This window comes from Streptomyces dryopteridis, from assembly GCF_049606955.1.
In the GTDB taxonomy this organism is placed as follows: Bacteria; Actinomycetota; Actinomycetes; order Streptomycetales; family Streptomycetaceae; genus Streptomyces.
The window spans coordinates 350,647-368,896 of record NZ_CP187114.1; the positions used below are offsets into that span (position 1 = coordinate 350,647).

At 72.2% G+C, this 18,250-nt stretch carries 30 protein-coding genes and 1 pseudogene; 20 read left to right on the forward strand and 11 right to left on the reverse strand.

The genetic code is table 11. The features are described 5' to 3' along the window. Positions 1-9: 9 nt before the first annotated feature. On the reverse strand, positions 10-1,116 hold the full coding sequence (locus tag ACN20G_RS27985; protein ID WP_424215990.1) for an RCC1 domain-containing protein: 1,107 nt from the start codon (positions 1,114-1,116) through the stop codon (positions 10-12). Between the two features lie 225 nt (positions 1,117-1,341). Here ACN20G_RS27985 and ACN20G_RS27990 point away from each other — a divergent pair. Next, a pseudogene (locus ACN20G_RS27990) lies at positions 1,342-2,115 on the forward strand (glycosyl hydrolase family 18 protein); the annotation flags it as partial. On the opposite strand, the gene ACN20G_RS27995 reads toward ACN20G_RS27990, so the two are convergent. Then, positions 2,100-2,411, reverse strand: coding sequence for a helix-turn-helix domain-containing protein (locus ACN20G_RS27995; RefSeq protein WP_424215991.1), 312 nt, complete (start codon positions 2,409-2,411; stop codon positions 2,100-2,102). The pseudogene ACN20G_RS27990 and the gene ACN20G_RS27995 overlap by 16 nt on opposite strands. 197 nt (positions 2,412-2,608) lie before the next feature. Between ACN20G_RS27995 and ACN20G_RS28000 the strand changes: the two genes are divergently transcribed. Genes ACN20G_RS28000 through ACN20G_RS28025 form a run of 6 tightly spaced genes read left to right on the forward strand, consistent with a single transcriptional unit; the run spans position 2,609 to position 5,174 of the window. Next, complete coding sequence (locus ACN20G_RS28000) at positions 2,609-3,646, forward strand: winged helix-turn-helix domain-containing protein (protein WP_424215992.1); 1,038 nt, start codon at positions 2,609-2,611, stop codon at positions 3,644-3,646. Beyond that, the gene (locus ACN20G_RS28005; RefSeq protein WP_424215993.1) at positions 3,643-3,975 is read left to right on the forward strand and encodes a hypothetical protein; all 333 of its coding nucleotides are present in this window, start codon (positions 3,643-3,645) and stop codon (positions 3,973-3,975) included. The genes ACN20G_RS28000 and ACN20G_RS28005 overlap by 4 nt, the downstream gene beginning before the upstream one ends. Then, on the forward strand, positions 3,972-4,172 hold the full coding sequence (locus ACN20G_RS28010; RefSeq protein ID WP_424215994.1) for a hypothetical protein: 201 nt from the start codon (positions 3,972-3,974) through the stop codon (positions 4,170-4,172). Before ACN20G_RS28005 ends, ACN20G_RS28010 begins: the two co-directional genes overlap by 4 nt. Further along, positions 4,169-4,414 carry a helix-turn-helix domain-containing protein gene (locus ACN20G_RS28015; protein ID WP_424215995.1) on the forward strand — a complete coding sequence of 82 codons (246 nt, stop codon included), beginning with the start codon at positions 4,169-4,171 and terminating at the stop codon, positions 4,412-4,414. The genes ACN20G_RS28010 and ACN20G_RS28015 overlap by 4 nt, the downstream gene beginning before the upstream one ends. Continuing rightward, positions 4,411-4,863, forward strand: a complete 453-nt coding sequence (locus tag ACN20G_RS28020; RefSeq protein ID WP_424215996.1) for a hypothetical protein — start codon at positions 4,411-4,413, stop codon at positions 4,861-4,863. The genes ACN20G_RS28015 and ACN20G_RS28020 overlap by 4 nt, the downstream gene beginning before the upstream one ends. Beyond that, complete coding sequence (locus tag ACN20G_RS28025) at positions 4,860-5,174, forward strand: hypothetical protein (RefSeq protein ID WP_424215997.1); 315 nt, start codon at positions 4,860-4,862, stop codon at positions 5,172-5,174. The genes ACN20G_RS28020 and ACN20G_RS28025 overlap by 4 nt, the downstream gene beginning before the upstream one ends. 384 nt (positions 5,175-5,558) lie before the next feature. On the opposite strand, the gene ACN20G_RS28030 is transcribed toward ACN20G_RS28025, so the two are convergent. From ACN20G_RS28030 to ACN20G_RS28045, 4 genes are all read right to left on the reverse strand, one after another. Next, positions 5,559-5,774 carry a hypothetical protein gene (locus tag ACN20G_RS28030; protein ID WP_424215998.1) on the reverse strand — a complete coding sequence of 72 codons (216 nt, stop codon included), beginning with the start codon at positions 5,772-5,774 and terminating at the stop codon, positions 5,559-5,561. A gap of 90 nt (positions 5,775-5,864) precedes the next feature. Then, entirely contained in the window at positions 5,865-6,053 is a 189-nt protein-coding gene (locus tag ACN20G_RS28035) for a hypothetical protein (protein WP_424215999.1), read from the reverse strand. Positions 6,054-6,117: 64 nt separating this feature from the next. After that, the gene (locus ACN20G_RS28040; RefSeq protein WP_424216000.1) at positions 6,118-6,540 is read right to left on the reverse strand and encodes a hypothetical protein; all 423 of its coding nucleotides are present in this window, start codon (positions 6,538-6,540) and stop codon (positions 6,118-6,120) included. 72 nt (positions 6,541-6,612) lie between these two features. After that, entirely contained in the window at positions 6,613-6,816 is a 204-nt protein-coding gene (locus ACN20G_RS28045) for a hypothetical protein (RefSeq protein WP_424216001.1), read from the reverse strand. Positions 6,817-7,013: 197 nt separating this feature from the next. On the opposite strand from ACN20G_RS28045, the gene ACN20G_RS28050 reads away from it, so the two are divergent. From ACN20G_RS28050 to ACN20G_RS28095, 10 genes are all read left to right on the forward strand, one after another. After that, positions 7,014-7,208 carry a hypothetical protein gene (locus ACN20G_RS28050; protein ID WP_424216002.1) on the forward strand — a complete coding sequence of 65 codons (195 nt, stop codon included), beginning with the start codon at positions 7,014-7,016 and terminating at the stop codon, positions 7,206-7,208. 186 nt (positions 7,209-7,394) lie between these two features. Beyond that, positions 7,395-7,634: a hypothetical protein gene (locus tag ACN20G_RS28055; protein ID WP_424216003.1), complete on the forward strand. Its 240-nt coding sequence runs from the start codon at positions 7,395-7,397 to the stop codon at positions 7,632-7,634. Positions 7,635-7,746: 112 nt separating this feature from the next. Beyond that, entirely contained in the window at positions 7,747-8,118 is a 372-nt protein-coding gene (locus tag ACN20G_RS28060) for a hypothetical protein (RefSeq protein ID WP_424216004.1), read from the forward strand. Positions 8,119-8,175: 57 nt separating this feature from the next. Then, entirely contained in the window at positions 8,176-8,697 is a 522-nt protein-coding gene (locus ACN20G_RS28065; RefSeq protein ID WP_424216005.1) for a hypothetical protein, read from the forward strand. Positions 8,698-8,822: 125 nt separating this feature from the next. Then, positions 8,823-9,392 carry a Rad52/Rad22 family DNA repair protein gene (locus ACN20G_RS28070; RefSeq protein WP_424216006.1) on the forward strand — a complete coding sequence of 190 codons (570 nt, stop codon included), beginning with the start codon at positions 8,823-8,825 and terminating at the stop codon, positions 9,390-9,392. Further along, positions 9,389-9,595: a hypothetical protein gene (locus tag ACN20G_RS28075; RefSeq protein ID WP_424216007.1), complete on the forward strand. Its 207-nt coding sequence runs from the start codon at positions 9,389-9,391 to the stop codon at positions 9,593-9,595. Before ACN20G_RS28070 ends, ACN20G_RS28075 begins: the two co-directional genes overlap by 4 nt. A 711-nt stretch (positions 9,596-10,306) precedes the next feature. Continuing rightward, on the forward strand, positions 10,307-10,744 hold the full coding sequence (locus ACN20G_RS28080) for a hypothetical protein (protein ID WP_424216008.1): 438 nt from the start codon (positions 10,307-10,309) through the stop codon (positions 10,742-10,744). Positions 10,745-10,765: 21 nt separating this feature from the next. Further along, positions 10,766-11,434: a plasmid partition protein gene (locus ACN20G_RS28085; protein ID WP_424216009.1), complete on the forward strand. Its 669-nt coding sequence runs from the start codon at positions 10,766-10,768 to the stop codon at positions 11,432-11,434. Then, positions 11,431-12,324, forward strand: coding sequence for a hypothetical protein (locus ACN20G_RS28090; protein WP_424216010.1), 894 nt, complete (start codon positions 11,431-11,433; stop codon positions 12,322-12,324). Before ACN20G_RS28085 ends, ACN20G_RS28090 begins: the two co-directional genes overlap by 4 nt. A gap of 58 nt (positions 12,325-12,382) precedes the next feature. Further along, entirely contained in the window at positions 12,383-12,889 is a 507-nt protein-coding gene (locus ACN20G_RS28095) for a hypothetical protein (protein ID WP_424216011.1), read from the forward strand. A gap of 67 nt (positions 12,890-12,956) precedes the next feature. Here ACN20G_RS28095 and ACN20G_RS28100 read toward each other — a convergent pair whose 3' ends face one another. From ACN20G_RS28100 to ACN20G_RS28120, 5 genes are all read right to left on the reverse strand, one after another. After that, positions 12,957-14,147 (reverse strand): methyltransferase domain-containing protein, encoded by a 1,191-nt coding sequence (locus ACN20G_RS28100; RefSeq protein WP_424216012.1) that lies wholly within the window; start codon positions 14,145-14,147, stop codon positions 12,957-12,959. 10 nt (positions 14,148-14,157) lie between these two features. Continuing rightward, on the reverse strand, positions 14,158-14,298 hold the full coding sequence (locus tag ACN20G_RS28105) for a hypothetical protein (RefSeq protein ID WP_424216013.1): 141 nt from the start codon (positions 14,296-14,298) through the stop codon (positions 14,158-14,160). 86 nt (positions 14,299-14,384) lie between these two features. Next, complete coding sequence (locus tag ACN20G_RS28110; protein WP_424216014.1) at positions 14,385-15,497, reverse strand: protein-L-isoaspartate(D-aspartate) O-methyltransferase; 1,113 nt, start codon at positions 15,495-15,497, stop codon at positions 14,385-14,387. A gap of 334 nt (positions 15,498-15,831) precedes the next feature. After that, positions 15,832-16,011 carry a hypothetical protein gene (locus ACN20G_RS28115; RefSeq protein WP_424216015.1) on the reverse strand — a complete coding sequence of 60 codons (180 nt, stop codon included), beginning with the start codon at positions 16,009-16,011 and terminating at the stop codon, positions 15,832-15,834. Beyond that, positions 16,008-16,400 carry a hypothetical protein gene (locus tag ACN20G_RS28120; protein ID WP_424216016.1) on the reverse strand — a complete coding sequence of 131 codons (393 nt, stop codon included), beginning with the start codon at positions 16,398-16,400 and terminating at the stop codon, positions 16,008-16,010. The genes ACN20G_RS28115 and ACN20G_RS28120 overlap by 4 nt, the downstream gene beginning before the upstream one ends. Positions 16,401-16,604: 204 nt before the next feature. On the opposite strand from ACN20G_RS28120, the gene ACN20G_RS28125 reads away from it, so the two are divergent. The 3 genes from ACN20G_RS28125 to ACN20G_RS28135 are packed head-to-tail and all read left to right on the forward strand — an operon-like array spanning position 16,605 to position 18,231. Beyond that, entirely contained in the window at positions 16,605-16,865 is a 261-nt protein-coding gene (locus ACN20G_RS28125) for a hypothetical protein (RefSeq protein WP_424216017.1), read from the forward strand. Further along, entirely contained in the window at positions 16,837-17,364 is a 528-nt protein-coding gene (locus ACN20G_RS28130) for a DUF6879 family protein (RefSeq protein WP_424216018.1), read from the forward strand. The genes ACN20G_RS28125 and ACN20G_RS28130 overlap by 29 nt, the downstream gene beginning before the upstream one ends. A 15-nt stretch (positions 17,365-17,379) precedes the next feature. Further along, a complete protein-coding gene (locus tag ACN20G_RS28135; protein WP_424216019.1) occupies positions 17,380-18,231 on the forward strand; it encodes a helix-turn-helix domain-containing protein in 852 nt (283 codons plus the stop codon). Positions 18,232-18,250: the final 19 nt, after the last annotated feature.

An 18,250-nucleotide genomic window follows, 5' to 3' on the forward strand; every position in this document is an offset into this window, starting at 1 on the left:
GTCCCCGTGTCACAGGGCGTAGGTCGCGCCGCCGCCCCGGCCGGCGGCCACGTGGGTGAAGCCCGTGGCCGGCAGTCGGCGCAGGCCCGGGGTGGTGGTGCCGTCGCCGAGTTGGCCGTAGCGGTTGTCGCCCCAGGTCGTGAGGGAGTCCGCGAACAGGGCGACGCCGTGGCGGGCGCCGCCGTCGACGGCGAGGCAGCCGCGCAGCCGGCTCGCCTCGACCGGCAGGGCCCGGTCGGCTCGGCTCCGGGGCCATCCGGGGGCGAATTCCTCCTCGTCGGTGAGGAGTTGCCCGTAGCGGTCGTCGCCCCACGCCCAGACCCGGCCGTCGGCGGCGCGGGCGTGGTTGTGGTGGGCGCCGGTGGCGATGGACGTCACCCCGGTGGGTCCGGGCACGTCCACGGGGGTGGTGCTGTCGGCGCGCCGGCCGTCGCCGAGTTGGCCGTGCCGGCCCAGGCCCCAGCTGCGGACGGTGCCGGCGGCCGTCAGGGCGAGGGCGTGGCCGGTGCCGGCCGCGAGGTCCACGATCCCGTCGAGGTCGCGGACCGGGCGGGGCGCCTTGTTGCCGCCCCGGGATCCGGAGCCGAGTTGGCCGTGGATGCCCCGTCCCCAGGCGCGTACCGTGCCGTCGGCGAGGAGGGCGAGGCAGAAGTCCCCGCCGGCCGCGATCCGGCGGACCCCGGTCAGGCCGGCGACGGGGCCGGGGGTGGTGCGGTCCCGGCCGGGGACGCCGGCGCCGAGTTGCCCGTGGGCGTTGTCGCCCCAGGTGCGGACGGTGCCGTCGTGGAGGAGGACGAGGGCGTGGGCGCCGCCCGCGGCGATCTCGACCACCCCGTCCAGCCGGTCGACGGGGGCGGGGCGGGACCGGTCCGCGGTGGTGCCGTCGCCGAGTTGCCCGTTGAGGTTCTCGCCCCAGGCCAGGACCCGGCCGTCACGGCGGAGGGCGAGGGCGAACCCGTTGTCGGGGGTGACCCCGCCGACGGCGATCCGCAGCACGTCGGCGGCCGGCAGGTCGAGGACCGGCGCGGGGTCCGGGTTGACCTCGGTCCGCGTGCCGCGGCCGAGTTGGCCGGAGGCTCCGGCTCCCCACGCGAGGACGGATCCAGGGGTGAGCACGGGCGATGACCTCCGGGGGGACGGGAGCACGGGATGCGGCCTGATCCCGACCCGGTCCAGTGTCACGGCGGCCCCGTCCCGGCCCGAAGACCCACGCCGCCCGTCACCCGATCGCCCCGCCCTTGCCGGCTCGACGTACGGGGCCCACACCCTTGACCGTTGGTCTGGACCTTTCTAGCCTGAGGCGCGATCCGCTCCACGTCCCCCCACTTTCGAGGAGCCCGCATGATCCCCCGACCCTTACGCGCCCTGATGGCGCTGCTCGGACTCGCCCTTCCCCTCGCCCTGCTCGCCCCGACCGCCGCCGCCGACTCCCCCACCGGCGCGGCCCCGACCCCGGCCGCCGACACCTGCGCGCTGAAGGGCCGCCCCACCGGAAAGGTGCTCCAGGGCTACTGGGAGAACTGGGACGGCGCCGCCAACGGGGTGCACCCGCCCTTCGGTTGGACCCCCATCACCGACTCCCGCATCAAGGCGCACGGCTACAACGTGATCAACGCCGCCTTCCCCGTCATCCTCTCCGACGGCACCGCCCTGTGGCAGGACGGCATGGACGCCGGCGTGAAGGTCGCCACCCCCGCCGAGATGTGCCGGGCCAAGGCCGACGGCGCGACGATCCTGCTCTCCATCGGCGGGGCCGCCGCCGGCATCGACCTGAGCTCCACGAAGGTCGCCGACCGCTTCGTCGCCACGATCGTCCCGATCCTGAAGGCGTACAACTTCGACGGGATCGACATCGACATCGAGACCGGGCTCGTCGGCAGCGGCAACATCAACCAGCCCTCCGCCTCCCAGGCCAACCTGATCCGCATCATCGACGGCGTGCTGGCGCAGATGCCGCCCGGGTTCGGCCTGACCATGGCCCCCGAGACGGCGTACGTCACCGGCGGCAGCGTGACCTACGGCTCCATCTGGGGCGCGTACCTGCCGATCGTGAAGAAGTACGCGGACAACGGCCGGCTGTGGTGGCTCAACATGCAGTACTACAACGGAAGTGTGTGATTCAGCAGGTCACGAAGGCGCCCACGGACCGCGTCAGGGTCGATGGTGTTCAACCACTCTCCTGACCCGTTGACCATCGCGCCCGGGTCGACCCCGAAGATGTCCGCTACGGCGTAGACCTCGTCGAGGTTCCACCTGATCTTTGCCGCCAGCTTCCGGGACATGGATTCCGGACTCATGCCGAGAGCCGCCGCGAGGTCACCCTTGGTGACGTTGCCGGCCTGGCAGGCCGTTTTCACGGACATCGAGAATCGCGCCGGACTCATCCGGGCCTGTGTCGCCATGATTGTCATCCTATCCCGTGGTCGCGCCCACTCTGTGACTGCCACTGTATCGCTCGCGCACTCAAGCGCTTGAGGCTTGACGTTGTACGTCAAGGACCGTGGTAGCTTTCAGTCATGCACAGCACCCCGCGCCGCCCGGCGCTTCCCCCCGTCGACCCCTGCGCCCTCACGCGGCGTAACGACGCGCTCACCCGCAGCGGTGCGCTGTGAGCGTGGACGTGGCCGGGGAGCAGCAGGAATCCGTGACGGCGGCCGCGCAGGAGAACCCTTTCCCCGACCTCGCCTTGGTCCGTGACGTGCTCTCCCTGTGCCCGTGGGTCAAGCCCGCGCACCGTGGCGTGCTGTACGAACTGGCCAAGATGACCGTCAACGGCTCCGTGGCCCATCAGGGGGCCACGTTCCCCGCGCGGGTCCTGCGGGCCAGCGTCCGGCAGATAGCGGACAAGGTGGGCCTGTCGCGCTCGACGGCCGCCGCGTCCGTGGAGTGGCTAACGGCGAACGGGTGGCTCTTCCGCTACTTCGACGGGGTGGCGCCCGGCGCCGACTCCAGCGGCCACAGCGCGCAGTACGCGTTGACCCTCCCCGCTCTGGAGCTGGACCCGGACAAGACGCTGTGGTCCGGGATGAAGCTCGAACGCGCGCTGCGGCCCGTGTCGGGCGTGCAAGCGACGCGCACGCAGGTCCGCGACCGCGTCCGTATCGAGGCCCTGATGGCCAAGAGGGCGTCCGGAACCCCGGACGGTGCGTCCGAATCCCCGGACGGTCCGTCCGGAACCCCGGACGCTAGCGTCCGAAACCCCGGACACCCGGCGTCCGAATCCCCGGACGGTGCGTCCGGAACCCCGGACGGAGCGTCCGGATCCCCGGACAACTACTCCATCTCTCCCTCCCCTGGGGGCTCCAGTAGCTCCCTCTCCGACTCCACCGGCAGTCCCTCCCTTCGGTCGGGAGCAAGCCCGGGGCTCCTCCGGACCCCGCCCCGGTCTCCTGACTACGTGGCTGATGACCTCTTGGGTGACCCGACGAGGGTTGATGAAGGACAGCAACCACAGGAGGGGGCGCGTGACGCTCAGGTGAGCGCGCCCGACGACGCGGAGATGTGGACGGCGGGCTACTGGGAGAACGAGCCGAACCCCTTCGACGAGGACGAGGCCCCGGCGGCCGAGGGCTGGACCCCGAAGAACCGCGCCCGGATCAGCTCGGTGCAGCTGCCCCGGCAGAGCCGACAGGAGCGCAGCGCATGACCGCCCAGACGCCCGCCAGAGGCGCCCACAGGGCCGCACGGGGCCCGTGGGACCTGTGGTGTCCGTACTGCCCTCTCGCGGCCCAGGGGGGCCGCCCCGGGCTCGCCGAGCACATCGACCTCGTCCACCCGGACAGGCCCCGCCCGCACCCCACCCCGGCCCCCGTCCGCCCCGGCCCGACCGGCGAGCACGGCCACGGCCTGACCCTCGTCGCCGTCCGGCCGCCGGCCCCCGTGCTGCGGATTCCCCGGCAGCGGCGAATAGCCACCCCGCCCCCGTCCGCCCCCGATCAACTCGCCCTGTTCGACGAGGAGCACGACCGCCCGTGACCATCCGCCCCGCCCGGACCGGCGCCCGCCGCGTCCGCCTCGCCCCCGACGGCCCCGTGCACGACGTGTTCGCCGGCCGCACACGGTGCGGCCTCGCGCTCCAATACGCCATGCACCTGGAAGTCGTCGACCACACCACCCCGACCACGTGCCGCGCGTGCACGCGCACGACCGATCTCCGAAAGGCAGCAGCATGAACTCGACCACCGCCCCGGCCGCCGTCCGCACCCCGCGTGCCCACCTCACCCTCAAGGAACGCGCGCTCCTCGGGGCCCGGGGCGCAGTGCAGTACGACCGGGGAGCGTCGATAAGGGCCATCGCCGAGGAGACGGGCTACTCGTACGGCACCGTCCACCGGTACCTCAAGCTGGCCGGGGTCGTCATGCGGCCCCGTGGCGGCGGCGTGGGGAGCCGTACGCGGGCGGGGGCGGGCCGGTGAGCAGCAGGACGGCCAGGTTCTTCCACGGGGGCGTCCCCGGGCTCGAGGTCGGCGACGTGCTCGCGGGCGGGCACTCGCGGCAGGTGGTCGACGGGTGCGCGATCTGCGCGAGCAGGAACGCCGGCCGCCCGACCCTGTACGACCCGGCCACGCTTCACCCGGACCGGCTGTACGTCACGACGGATCGGGAGTACGCCCGGCACTACGCCGGGACGTACGGGGCCGGTGACCTGTACGACGTGGTCCCCCTCGGCGACGTGCTGCCGTCCGAGGAGGATCGGTTCCCCACGTGGTCCGTGAGCCGGGCCCGGGTCCGGCTGGTGGTCGCGCGGCGGGTCCACCTGACGTGGGAGCAGCGGGCCGTACTGCGGCGTCGGTGGGAGGCCGCCGACCGTGCGGCCGACACGGCAGCCCTGCTCGCACTCCTCGAAGGGATGGGCGGCCGGTGAGCGGGCGCGGCGGGCTCGACCCGTACCGTCTGGCGAGCCTGCGGACGCAGGCCGACCGCGCGCACCAGGCCGTAGCCGGTCTGACGGTCAACTCCCCGCGCCACGCGGTCCGCGCGGTCGCCACGGCGCTCCAGGAGGCGTTCCGTACCGCGCACGCCCTCGGCCTGCCGGTCGCGACGGGCTGCACCACGCACCCGGCCGGGCCGGTGGACCCGGACCCGCCGCGCGGCCGGACACCGTGCCTGCTCTGCAACAACCGGCTACGCCGCATCACCAGCGGCATTCCCCGGCAGCCCGACGGCCCCACGTAACCCCGGACGCGGGAACCGCGGAGGGACTTTGGTCCCGGCGCCGGCCACGACCAACGACACGGTGGGGCGCAGCGGGTTCGCGGATTCGGCCGTGCGGGCCGCGCCGCCGTGGCAGGGTGGAACCACTGCTCCTCGCGTTGCGGGGATGGCCCCGGCGTGGAGATCTGGTACTCGGGAACCCATGCCCGTTCCCCGCGCACGCGGGGATGAACCTGAGCGTGAGACAGCGGACGCCGTGGCTCAGCTCCGCTCCCCGCGCGACGTGGGGATGACCCCGGGAAGAGACTGCCCAGGGGAAGGCCATGACGCCGGTCCCCGCAACGAGGGGATGCCGAAGGCCCCGAGGACGAGCGTCCTCGGGGCCTTCGGTCGCTTCCGTCGCTGCTACGCGGCCAGCTCGGGCGTCACCTCGACGACGCGGGCGCCGAGGAGGTCTACGTCCTCCAGGCCGAGCCGCATGTGGTGGTGCCACGCGAAGTGGGCGACGACGCGCAGCGAACGGCCCACCTGGGCTTCGAGTTCGTAGGCGTACTCGGTGCCGGTGTCCTCCCCGGTGAAGGTGACGAGGTAGGCGTGGGCGGTGGCGGTCTGCACGGTCATGCTCCTTGGATTCTCAGGGACGCTCGGCGGCGGGATTTTCGATTCGCAGGCGGCCGGGCCGGGGCGAGGGGCCCCGGCCCGGCGCCCGGTTCAGGTGCGCGGCGAGGCTTCGGCGGCCGGGACGATCCACGCTTCCCACCCCTGACGGGCGCAGTACGCGGCGGCGCGGTCCGTGTGGCGGGGGCACAGGAGGTAGGCGCACACCCCGTCGAAGACGAGGGACGAGCCGGTGTTGGTGCAGTCGTCGAAGCGGCACGGGGTCTTGCGGAGGTTCAGCACGGCGGGGTCCTTCCGGGGGTGGGGGCCGGGGCGCAGCGGGCGCCCCGGCCCGGGGCGGTGATCGTCAGGCGGCGCAGTAGTGGAGGGGGTAGGAGGCCCGGTACTCGACGCCCGGTTCCGGGTCGAGGGGTTCGCCGTCAAGGCTGGTGGTGTAGGCGGCGCGGACGTTCGCGGCGTCGATGGTGTGGACCCGGGCCCCGGCGATCTTCCAACCGGTGACCGACTCGCGGCCGTCGGGGGTGATGTGGCGGCGGGTCATGGCCCCGTCGAAGATGACCGCTTCGGCCAGCACGTTGACGCCCTGGACGGCGCACGCGGCCAGCTCGGTTATCCCGCCCTCGGTGTCGTAGTGGACGAAGGCCGACAGCTCGTCGGTGACGACGAGGAGGGCGCCGGTCCCGTCCTCGTGGGAGGCGGCCGAGGTGATGAGCTGTTCCGCGCGGTGCTGGGCGGCGAGCAGGGCGTAGGCGAACGTGTTGGTGTCCATGGTGCTGTCCTTCGGGGTGGGGGGTGGGGCCGGGGCGCGGCGGGCGCCCCGGCCGGGGGGTTGGGGTGTGGGTCAGGCGACCCGGGCGAGGGGGTGGGTCATGCCCCAGTAGGCGCGGTACTCGTCCGCGCAGCCCTCACAGCGCCAGATGCCGTTGGGCTCGTCGAACCACCAGCCGAGGGCGTCCGCGTCGTCCCGCATGGCGTAGAACTCGCAGGTCCCGGACTCGCAGGCGATCAGTTCGATGTCGTCCGTGGCGGGGGTGATGAGCAGCATGTCCGGGACCTTTCTTCGGGGCGACCCCTCGTCGCCTTGACACCTCTAACTTACGTCGATGGGGCGACGGATGCAAGTTTCAGGTGTCATTTTCGGGAAGTGGGACCGTCGTCACATTAGACACCTGAAACTTGCATCGCGCACCCCCTCGTATGTAAGTTAAAGGTGTCAGGCAGGAACGACGAACGGAACACCCCATGCTGATGACCCCCACCGAGTACGCGGCCCACAAGGCCACCGAACTCGCCCGCATCGAGATCGCGATGGTGGCCGCCCGCACTGCCGGTCAGGCCGCCCGCGCGGCGGGGGACTTCCGCGCCGAGTGCGCCGCCGACGGCGAGCTGTCCCGCCTCTACCAGCTCCGCCGCAACCTCACGGACGTGGCCCAGTGAGGGCGGCGGTTCGCACCCGGGCCCTCACCCTCGCGAGAGGGCCCCGGGCCCGCTGAACCCCACACCACGGGTCGGGCGGATACGCCGCCCGCGCACCGACCGCCTTCCGCCACAGGACACGGCGCCCGCGCACCGACCGGCTTCCGCCCGACCCACCCCCCACCACCACCTCGAAGGACCCGCACCATGCCCGCCACCGCCGACCGCCTCGCCCCCGGAACCCTCGTCGACTACCACGGCTCCCTCGCCGACCTCCACGGCACCTACGAGGCGCAGCCCTGTTCCTGCCGCCGCTGCTTCGCCGAACAGCTCGCCGACCTCCCCAACGCCTACGGCCTGCGCTACGCCCTGTGGGAGCCCGGCGCCACCGGCCCCGGCGCCGTCTACCCCCGATGCGTCCGCCGCCGCTCCATAACCCCCCTGTAGACCCACCGCGGCCCCACTGTCAGTGGGGCCGCGCACCATGAACACCGGGGCGCGCGCTTTGATGGGGATTGCGGCGCGCGCCCCGGCCCTCCCACCCGAAGGAGCGCCCACCGTGACCCACCTCTCGCACACCTACGCCCGACAGGCCGCCGGCGTCCGCGCCCTGGCCGACGTACTGCGCCAGTACCCCGAGCTGCGCACCCTCGAAGCGGCGGTGGTCGCCGAGGGCCTGGCCGAGTTCGGGGCGACGCCCCCTGACGCCCTCGACCGCGACGCGGCCGACCTGGCCGAGGAGGCCGGGTACAAGGAGCGCACCGCCGAGGCCGACCGACGCGCGGCCGTCGCCGGAACCCGCAACCGTCTGGCTCGCTGCGTGTGCTCGCACTCCGGGGTCCGCCACGCCCGCCGCCTCACCGAGGACGGCCGCATACCGTGCGCGACCGACGGGTGCCGCTGCCCTGACCTGGCGTACGCCCCCGCATGATCTTCGACACCTAACCCTTACCCTGTCCTGTAACCATCAGGTGACAGGACAGGGGCCATGACCAGCGAAGACCGATTGATGAACCTCGACGAGATTGCCGACATGTTCGGCGTCGCGCGACAGACTGCGCAGCGCTGGCACCGCAACCGGCCCGGCGTCACCCACAAGCGCCCCCCCGCGCTGCGCGCCGTCGCCCACGCGCTCGGCCGGGACATCCCCGAGGCCGACGAGGACCGGCCGCTCTACCCCCGCTCCATCCTGACGGCGTTCGGGAAGGGCGTCGGCTACCTCGACGGCCGGGGCCGGCGTATCGAGCTCCAGAGCGCCGGGCAGAAGTGGCTGCCGGTCGAGCCGACCTACGAACCCGGCGGGCGGCGGCGCCGCTGGTACCTCAACCACGTGGCCGACCACACCGGCATCGCCAAGGGGACCTTGGAAGTCCGCCGCTCCCGGGGGGCCATGCCCAAGTCGGACGGCCCCGAAGAGCTGGACGGGCTCGACGAGCTCGGCCGCCCGTTCTGGTACCCCGCGACGCTGAACAAGTGGGCGCGTGACAAGAACCTCAATGTCACGTTCTGAGCTGCGAAAACACCCCCACTGACGTAAGATTGAGGTGTCAGAGGGTCCCGGTTGACGGCCTCGCCTCCTACAGCTGCACCGCCCACCGGGCCACCCTGAGAGACCGCCCGCAGGAAGAGAACACCGTGAACGACTCCACCCCCCACCCTAAGGCCGGCGAACAGCCCGAACCCCACCGCTGCCGCCTCACCCCCCTACAGGTCGAGTACCTGATGAAGGCCATCGACCCGTCGCGCGTGAAGCTCGACCCGAAGGGCTTCAAGTACGTCGAGCAGCAGGACGTGCGCACCTGGCTGAACAGGGTTTTCGGCGTCGGCGGTTGGGACGTCGAGACCCTGGAACTCACCGAGGTCACCACGCTGACCACGGCCGGGGAGCGCCCCCGGTACACGGTGATCTACCGGGCCCAAGCCCGCCTCACGGTCAAGGCCGAGTGCGGGCACCCGATCGCCCGGCTCGACGACGGCGCGATCGGCGACGCCTCGAACCAACCGCAGCTGCCGGCCGCCCACGACAACGCCATGAAGTCGGCCCTGTCCGGCGCCTTGAAGCGGTGCGCAGTGAACTTGGGCGATGCCTTCGGGCTTGGCCTGTACTACGACAACATCGCCCCCGGGCAGTCCGTCGTACAGCGGATGATCCCCTACCTGCCCGCCCGGCCCGCCCCGGCGCCCGAGGTCGCCGCCGCCGCGTGAACCACCACATGCTCGACGACGCCGCCGCCCGCACCCGGGCGGCGGCGGACGCCGCCCCGCCCCGGCCCGAGTACGACGGCTCCCGCTTCGTGCCCGTGCGCGCCGACCACCTCGCCCACCTGATCGCCACGGTGGAGCGTCACGGCCGCATCCTCGCCGCCCTGGCCGACCACCTCGGCCTCGACCCGAAAGCGCTCCGCTGATGGCCCGCACCTACGTGCACATACCGGCCCCCCACCTCGACGGCCCCGACCACGCCGCCGTCCGCCTGACGTTCCCCGCCTCCGACCGGCGCCGTGCCACCGCGCAGCTCGCGGCCGCGCAGGCCCTCGCCGAGCTCCACGGCGTCGAGTGGCGGTCCGTGTGGCGCCACACGGGGGCCACGTGGTCGCAGGAACGCGACGGCAAGCCGTGGCGGGTCCACGACGGCCGCCGCCTCGACCTGCACGCCGGCCCCCGCCGCCTCGCCCGGTTCCTGGCCGCCCTGCCCCGGCTCCTGGCCCACCTCGAACGCGAGGCCACCCGCGCTGTGCGCCGGTTCAACCGGTGGCGCCGCTCCCTGCTCGTCCAGTGGTCCGGGCTCCTCGACCACGAGGACGAGGGCACCCTGCGCACCCGTACCCGGGACTTCCGGGCCGACGTGCTGCACCACCTCGTCGCCCTCACCCGAACCCCCGCCGCCCACCCGGCCGTCGACGAGCGGGCCCCGCTGTGGGAGCAGGCGGCGGCCGTCGCCGCCGAGCTGGACGCGCCGGACCCCTGGGCGTTCACCGACGAGGAGCAGGCCGCCCGCATCCTCGAGAACCTTCTCCCGCCCGTTCGGGACGAAAGTCCCTCCGCGGCTGTGGTCCCGGATACCGTGGATGCCCTGCTCGTGCTGGCCGGTCCGGCCGAACTCGCCCCCAGGGAGCCCCATGTCCGACCCGTACGCCGAGGCTGGGATGACTGCGGCCGAGGCCGCCGCCGGCATCCGTGCGCTGGCCCGCGCGCTCGCCGCGAACGCCGGGATTCCGGCGCCGCTCCTCGAAGACATCGAGAGGGCCGTGGCCGCGTCGTCGGCGTTCCGGGAGGCGGAGCGGGCCGCGTTCAAGGCGGGGTACGAGCAGCGCCGCCAGGAGTGGAACCGCATCCTCGGCGGGGTCCCGGCCGCCGTCGCGCTCGGGCGGGCCCATGAGGGCGCCGCCGCACTGGAGCAGGCGGCGGCCCGGGACGCCGCCCGTACGGGCGGGAGCCCGGAGCGCGGGGCGGAGATGGCCGCCGCGTTCGCGCGGGCCCTGTCGATCGACCCGGACACGCTGCTGTGGACCGACCCCGAGCCAACCCATGATCAGGGAACCGGCGAACCCGTCTGATCATGGGCATAGCGTCGGCCCATGCTGATCGCCTCCTTGAAGCCCAGGACCATGGGCGGCACCACCAACACCGGTCTGCTCGCGTACGCGCTGCACCGGGCCGGGTACCGGGTCCGTTGCTGGGACGCCGACGAGTCCATGCAGCTCGCCGCCTGGTCCCGTGACGCCGCCGACTTCCCCGGCCCCCCGGTCACGGTCGCCGACACCCCCGCGTTCGCCGAGACCATCCACCCCCAGATGGACCCCGACGTGATCCACCTCGTAGACGTTGGGCACGCCGAGAACCACCCCGACATCGTGGACAGCGTGTTGGAGTGCGCAGACCTGGCGTTGGTCACGATCTCCCCGACCGCCACCGACTACGCCCGCCTCGTCCGGCCGGAGCGCGGCACCCCCCTGGCCAAGATCATAAAGCGGTCCGCGTCACTGCGCGCCGACGAGCAGGCCCCGCCCACGTGGGTGCTCCTCAACCGCTGCCAGGCCGGAGCCAACTCCACCGCGAAGTACGCGCAACTCCTCGCCGACGGCGGGGAGCACGGCACAGACCCGAAGTGGTCCGTCCTCGACACCCGCATCCCGCGCCGCGAAGCCATCGCGAGCGCCGTCGGCTTCCCCTGCGACCGGCCCGAGCGCCGCGCACCGTTCGACGTGCTCGTGACCGAGCTGGACGCCCGGGGGCTCCTCCCGTGACCGTGCCCGACCGGCGGGCGCAGGCCCTCGTGCCCGAGCTGATCCCGCCCCCGCAGGACATCCACGCCACCGGGCCGCTGAGCGCCCGCGAGGAACGCGACCTTGCCCGGTGCCACGCTGCCCGTGACAACGGCACACAGGCCGACTGGATGCGCGACATGGCGCTAGAAGCCGTCGTGCGGCGCGGCCTGTACCGGGGCGCGGACGGCCGCCGCACCGTCGAGCAGTACCTAGACGAGGAGTGGGGCGGGATCTCCCTCTCGGAGTACGACCGGCGCAAACGAGAGTGGCCGATGCGCCGGGCCCTTGCCCAAATTTGGGCAAGCCCCGTCCCGGACTCGCACGCCCGCGCCCTGCTCCCGCTCGGCGCCCTCGTCGGCGAGGAGCAGGCGGCGGCCGGGTACGCGTTCCTGCGCGAGGAGTACGCCAACGGCGGGACCCGGCTCACCGCACTGGACATCGAGCAGCGGGTGACCACCGCCCTTGAACAGCGCGACGCGGCCCCCGCCGTGGTGATGGACCGGCTGCGGGAACTCGCGTCCCCGGCCGCGATCCCGCGCCCTGCACCGGCACCTGCACCCGCCCCTGCTGAGGCTCCGGAGCAACCGCGGATTGTCCTCGTCCCCGACCCGCTGCCCCAGACGCCGGCCGAAGTCCACCCGGGCGCGGCCGGGATGGCGCTGCCGGAGCAGGACGACGACGAGGACCAGGAGCACGAGCAGCCGGAGGCGCCGCCGCTGCCCGCCGTGACGGTGCCGGGCCCGCTCGTCGACGAGGTGGTGGCGTGGGTGCTGGCCGAGGCAGGCCGCACCGGCGCCCCGATCGCGCGGACCGTCGCCGCGTTCTCGCAGGCCGTCCACGCCCGCCTCGACGGATCGCCAACTCCGTAGACCCTCGGATGGCCGATTGGTCATACTGGCCCCGGATGAAGGAGGGGCCCCGGTGACCATGCGAGCGCCCATAGAGTCGATCGCCGCCACGACCCGCGCGAAGTTCGACGGCTACAACATGCGGTTCGGCGACGGCCGCGCCGTCCACGCCGTCACCCTGCGGGAGTGGCGCGGGGAACTCCTGCCCGCACCGGCCTGTCACGTGGGCAACTTCGGGGACATCGACCACGCCCGCCGCGAGTGGGGCCCGGTCTCGTGTGGGCGGGCCGGTTGCCGCGAGCACGACGGCCGCACCGGCACCGAGGCCGCCTACGCCGAGCAGGTCCGCCGGATGCGCATCATCCTGAACGAGTCGTGCGGGCCGGTCACCTACCGGCTCACGGACTGCTTGACCGACCCCCGGCGGCGGGCCGCGCTCGTCCGGATGGCCGGCGCGCACCCGGTCGTCGACGAGGCGGTGCGCCGCTACCTGGCGTCCGAGCCGTTGCACGAGTACGCGGCCCGGATCGCCGAGCAGCGGCGCCGAGCCGTTCCCCGGCAGTTGGACCTGTTCGACGTAGCCTGACAACCCGAAGGCCCCCCACCTGAGACGCGGCGTGGGGGGCCTTCGGTGTGCACCTTCCGGGGGGAGGTCAGGTGCGGGTCGGGACGGGGTTGTCCGGGGTGTCGAGCCACACCGTCCGCTTCCCGTCCGGGGTCAGCGTCATGCCGAACCGGTCCGGGCCCGGCCGCCCCTGCTGGTGCCACCAGGCGTATGCCGCTTCCACCTCGTCCCACACCCGCCGGCCGTCCGTGCCGTACTGCCACACGGTGAACTCGTCGTCGGTCTTGCCGTCGTGGTCGACGGCGGCCCACGAACCGGTGTCGGTCGAGGCGACCCACAAGCGGGTCTCCACCCCGTCCACGTCCGGGTCCTCGTGCCACGTGCACCACAGGTCGGGCAGGAGCAGGCCGAGCGCGAACCGTGCGTGCCACTCGCCGTCCCCGGCCACGTCCCACGGGGACACGTCGGTCTTGGACTCGACCGGCTCGTGGTCGTCGCGGACCACGTCCCGGAAGATCCGAAGACTGCTCCGCTCCTCACGGCGGCCCATGAACGCGGAGTGCGGCAGGAACATGCCCGACGCCGCGCCGTGCCCGTCCACGACCAGGCGGAGCAGCCCGAACGTGAACCACGACGAGTCCCACGGCGTCAGGATCACGCCGCCGGACCGGGTCTGTTCCAGCCACGCCGAGGGCACCGACCGCACGGAGCAGGTGGCCACCACCCGGTCGTAGGGGGCGCCGGCCGCGAACCCGTCGGCGCCGTCTCCGCACACGATCCGGGGCGCGGCCCCGACCTGCTTGAGGCGGATCGACGCCGCCGCCGACAACGCCGGGTCGACCTCGATCGTGGTCACTCGTTCGGAGCCGACACGTCTCGACAGCAGGGCCGCGTTCCACCCGGTGCCGGTGCCGATCTCCAACACGGTGTGCTCGGGGTCGACGTCGAGGAGGTCGAGCATCCGGAACACGATCGACGGGGCCGAGGCCGAGCACGACGGCCACCGCTCCTCGCCCTCGTCCACCTCCCGGCCGTCGTTCACCTGCGTGATGACGGGGGCGTTGTCGTAGGCGAGCTGGAGCCACCGTTCCGGCTGGTCGTCCCGGAACACCTCCTCCAACTCGTCGCCGACCCAGATCCGTTTGGGGAGGAACGCGCTCCGGGGCGCGGCCCAGTACGCGACCTCCCAAGGGGGCGCCACGGGGGCGCCGAGGTCTTCCGCTACCTGGCCGAGCAGGCCGCGCGCGGCGGCCTGCTCAACGTCGTGCTTCTGCGTCATGTGCGTGCGCCTACTTCTTGTCGTCCTTCTTGTGCTTCGGCTCCGGCTTCGGGCCGGAGGAGTCCGAGGACGGCTTGCTCTCCCCGGGGTCCTTGTTGCCCGAGTGCTGCCCGCTGCCGCCGCTGCCGCCCTTGCCCGTTCCCCAACCCATGGGGTTCTCCGATCGGTCGTTGTTGCCGTGCTGGATGGTGGTGCTGTGGTCGCCCGTCGGTGCGCGTTGGGCGCGCCTTCGGGGGTCTAGCGGTGGGCGATGACGTGGTGCGGCTCGTCGAGCCAGAGCTGTTCGCCCCCGGGCGTGACCGTCAGGCCGAACCGGTCACGGCCCGGACGGCCGAGTTCGGTCCACTCCTCGTACGCCCGGTGTGCCTCGTCCCAGAGGCGGCGGGGCCCGAACTGCTCGGTCTCGAAGTCCTCTTGACCTTCGATGTACTCGACGGTCGCCCACGACTCCCGGTCGTCGGACAGAAGCCAGTACGTGGCCTCTCCGGGGGCGTCCTCGCCGCCCGCGTGGAGCTGGCTCCACGCTCCGGGCACCTTGTGCGAGATGAAGAACTCGGCGTCGGGCTCACCCGTCAGGTCGTACGGGGCCACCGTGGTTCGGCCGATGTCGCCCTTCTCCTGGTGGTAGATGTCCGAGATGGCGGCCATCCTGCCCCGCTGCTGCCGGGCCCACATGAAGTCGGGGTTCCCGGTGAACCGGCCCACGCCCTCCCCGTCGTGCACGTCCAGGACGAGGAAGCTGTACGAGTGGAAGCTGTCCCCGTACGGGGCGAGAATCCGGCCGCCGTCGGCGATCTGCGCGAGGAGTTGCGGCCCGATCTTCCGCAGTGCGCAGGTGGCCATGATCCGCGTGAACGGGGCGCGCGGCGGGTGGCCGAGGAGCCCGTCTCCGTGGATCGTCGTGGGCTTGTACCCGGCGGCTTCGAGGTTCTTCCGCGCGGCCCGGTACAGGCCCTCGTCGAACTCGCAGGTGGTGACCTGCTCGTCCGACAACTGGTTGCACAGCCACGCCGCGTTGTAGCCCGTGGCCGTGCCGATCTCGTACACCCGGTCATCGGGGCCGACGTCGAGGAGGTCGAGCATTTCCAGCATCAGCGACGGCTTGGACGACGAGGAGGTCGGGAAGCCGTGCCCGCCGGCCTCGCCGTCGTCCCACTGGACCACGATGGGCCGGTCGGAGTAGACGGCTTCCGCCCACGCCTGCGGGTCGGCGGCCCGGTCCAGTTCGCGGGTCGTGTCCGGGATGAACAGCCCCCGGTCGACCTTGCGGACCGTGGCCGCCCACGCGGCAGGTAAGGCGCCCTCGGCCTCCAGGACTGCGGCCAAGTCCTTCTGCTGCGGACGGGTCACTTCTTGGGGTCCTTCTTGGTGTCCTCGCGGGTGATGTTCGGGGGCTTGTCCCGGTGGCCGTCCTGCGAGGCCGTGTCCGGCTTCCCGGAGTGCTTCCCGCCGTCCTTCTTCGACATGCGAACTCCATGTTGATCAGGCTCCGGACGGATCCGGAGCGGTTCCAGTGTGGTGTGCCCGCCCACGGAGAGGTGGGGCGGTCACGCCGCCACCCGTGGCGCCGCCGTCAGGGGTCGGCGGCACGGGGAGTCTTAGAGCCGGTCGACCAGGGCGCCGCCGAGGAGGACCAGGAGGACCAGGAGGGCGACGAGGAACCCGACGGCCACGATGTCTTCCTTCACCGGGCCAGCTCCTCGGCGACGGCCGCGGAGGGGCCTTCGACCTGGTCGACGTCGGGTCGAAGGGCCTTCCGCGGGGCGGGCTCCTCGGGGTACGGGAGGAGTCCGTTCGGTGGGGCGACCCACCGCGCCACGCGGGCCGGCGGGCGCAGGCCGCCGGGCGGGTGCGGGTCGGTCACTCGCCGCCGCCCGCCTGCCCGGGGTGGTGGATCGCCCACAGGCGGGCGCACCGTTCGGTCACGTCTGCGAGCTGTCTCATCTGCTTCCACGCGCCCATGGTCGGCGTGTGGGGGGTGATGACCTGCTGCCAGGAGATCAGGGCGTACGCGTCGCGGTAGAGCTCGCGCAGCGCGTACTCGTCGCCCAGGTTCTCGGAGAGGAGCAGCCGCAGGTGCCCGAGGAGCAGGTGGGTGGTGTCGTCGATGCTGTTGCGGGGGCCGAGGAGGCCGAGGCCGCGCGCGGTGCCGAGAGTCTGCCGGACCGTGAAGAGGTCCACGGGCAGTTCGTCGATGTGCAGCGGCGCGACCGGCCTGATGCGTGCGTCTCTGCCGTCCTGAGTCAAGTTCACAGGTGCCTCCTCTTCGCCGAGCTACCTCGGTGCCTGGGTGCTGAGAAGACCGTACGGAGAGGCTGTGCGTGCACACTACGAATGTGCATCGATGTTCACGCCAACTGGCCTCGGACGTACGGCCGATACAGGGTTCTTGACGCCCTGACGGACGGCGGCGATTGTTCTGTACATCCGTGCACAACCCGAGCAACGGAGGCAAACATGGCGCTACGGTTCATCGGCATCGACCCGAACACCGGCGAGGCTCAGAGCCCCACCGTGTGGGTGGACGAGAACAAGTACGAACTCGTGCTGCAAGGCTGGAAACCGGACGCCGAGTTGGAGGCCGAGTGCGCGGCGACCGTGGTCCCCGGGCACGCCGTCGGCATCCCGGAGAACGAAGGCGTGGTTCGGATTCCCGGCCACATGATCCACATCATCAGGGAGGCGTGCGATGCCCTCGAACGTGCCGGACGTGACTGACCTGCTGGCCGGCGCCCAGCACTCCGCGGTTCACCTGGAACTGCACGACTCGTACGCCGTGGACTACGAGACCGGCCCGTTTGCCGAGTGGCGCGCGGGTACACGGCACACACCGGAGGACCGCGCCGCTTGGTGGCGGCCCTGGCACGATCTCGTCGCGTCGATGGTCGCGCGCGGTGTGGCCGTCCGCCGTGCGCGGATCGTGTCCGAGCCGGTGAGCGAGTACACCAGGTTCCTCTACGACCGCTCGTTCATGATCCTCGAAGCGGGGGAGCAACTGCGCTGGCTGCCCCGCCGTCAGACCTCCGGGGTCGCCCTGCCGGGGAACGACTTCTGGCTGATCGACGGTCAGCTGCTCTACTGGAACCACTTCGCGGGGGACGGCTCGTACACGGGCGGCGAGGTGACCGAGGAGCCGGCGGCCGTCAAGCTCTGCGCGGACGCGTTCGAGGCCGTCTGGGATCGCGCTGTTCCCCACGACTCCTACGAGATCCGCTGACACGAGGCCCAGTTCATGCCCATCTCTCCGTCGTCGGCCGCTCAGGCCGCCCGCGAGGCCGTGGCCGCGCGTCTTCGTGAACTCCGCGTTGATGCGGGACTGAGTGGGGGTGAACTGGGCCGTCGGTGTGAATGGACGCACTCGAAGAGTTCGAGGATCGAGAACGCCCGCACGCCACCCACCCCGGACGACATCCGCCGGTGGTGTGCGGCGTGCGGTGCGGCCGATCAGGCCGCCGAGCTGGTGGCGCGGTCGCAGACCGCCGAGACGCAGTACGTCGACTGGCGTCGCAAGATGCGGGTCGGGTTGCGGCAACTCCAGCACAGTTACGACCCGCTGTTCCAGGCGACCCGCTTGTTCCGGGTCTATTCCGCCACGGCGGTACCGGGCCTGTTGCAGTCCGAGGGGTACACCCGGGGCGTCCTCTCTTCCATCACCCGTTTCCGGGAGATCCCGGATGAGGTGGACGGCGCGGTCGCTGCCAGGATGGCGCGCAGCAATATCCTCCGCGACCCGAAGCGCCGATTCGTGATGGTCGTCGAAGAGGCCGCCCTGTACTACCAGATGGCCGACGGGGAGGCCATGGCCGCGCAGCTTGGCCACCTGATGACGGTCGGAGCCATGCCGACCGTTTCGTTCGGCATCATCCCGGCAGCCTTCCCGCAGCGCCCCAAGGGCCCCGCCGAGACCTTCCACATGTACGACGACTCCGTGGTCTCCGTGGAGCTGACATCGGCGGTCATCACGCTGACCCAACCGAACGAGATCGCCTTGTACGACAGGGCCTTTGCCGAGTATCAGGGCATGGCCGTCTACGGCGCCGAAGCGCGCGCACTCATCGTGTCCGCGCTCCAGGCACTCCGCTGAGTAGGAGCCCGGACGCGAC

Coding starts and splice junctions, on each gene's coding strand:
- ACN20G_RS27995 (WP_424215991.1), bottom strand. CDS start 2,411: ATGACAATCATGGCGACACAGGCCCGGATGAGTCCGGCGCGATTCTCG.
- ACN20G_RS28005 (WP_424215993.1), top strand. CDS start 3,643: ATGACCGCCCAGACGCCCGCCAGAGGCGCCCACAGGGCCGCACGGGGC.
- ACN20G_RS28015 (WP_424215995.1), top strand. CDS start 4,169: ATGAACTCGACCACCGCCCCGGCCGCCGTCCGCACCCCGCGTGCCCAC.
- ACN20G_RS28030 (WP_424215998.1), bottom strand. CDS start 5,774: ATGACCGTGCAGACCGCCACCGCCCACGCCTACCTCGTCACCTTCACC.
- ACN20G_RS28040 (WP_424216000.1), bottom strand. CDS start 6,540: ATGGACACCAACACGTTCGCCTACGCCCTGCTCGCCGCCCAGCACCGC.
- ACN20G_RS28045 (WP_424216001.1), bottom strand. CDS start 6,816: ATGCTGCTCATCACCCCCGCCACGGACGACATCGAACTGATCGCCTGC.
- ACN20G_RS28050 (WP_424216002.1), top strand. CDS start 7,014: ATGCTGATGACCCCCACCGAGTACGCGGCCCACAAGGCCACCGAACTC.
- ACN20G_RS28055 (WP_424216003.1), top strand. CDS start 7,395: ATGCCCGCCACCGCCGACCGCCTCGCCCCCGGAACCCTCGTCGACTAC.
- ACN20G_RS28065 (WP_424216005.1), top strand. CDS start 8,176: ATGACCAGCGAAGACCGATTGATGAACCTCGACGAGATTGCCGACATG.
- ACN20G_RS28080 (WP_424216008.1), top strand. CDS start 10,307: ATGTCCGACCCGTACGCCGAGGCTGGGATGACTGCGGCCGAGGCCGCC.
- ACN20G_RS28085 (WP_424216009.1), top strand. CDS start 10,766: ATGCTGATCGCCTCCTTGAAGCCCAGGACCATGGGCGGCACCACCAAC.
- ACN20G_RS28095 (WP_424216011.1), top strand. CDS start 12,383: ATGCGAGCGCCCATAGAGTCGATCGCCGCCACGACCCGCGCGAAGTTC.
- ACN20G_RS28100 (WP_424216012.1), bottom strand. CDS start 14,147: ATGACGCAGAAGCACGACGTTGAGCAGGCCGCCGCGCGCGGCCTGCTC.
- ACN20G_RS28105 (WP_424216013.1), bottom strand. CDS start 14,298: ATGGGTTGGGGAACGGGCAAGGGCGGCAGCGGCGGCAGCGGGCAGCAC.
- ACN20G_RS28125 (WP_424216017.1), top strand. CDS start 16,605: ATGGCGCTACGGTTCATCGGCATCGACCCGAACACCGGCGAGGCTCAG.
- ACN20G_RS28130 (WP_424216018.1), top strand. CDS start 16,837: ATGCCCTCGAACGTGCCGGACGTGACTGACCTGCTGGCCGGCGCCCAG.
- ACN20G_RS28135 (WP_424216019.1), top strand. CDS start 17,380: ATGCCCATCTCTCCGTCGTCGGCCGCTCAGGCCGCCCGCGAGGCCGTG.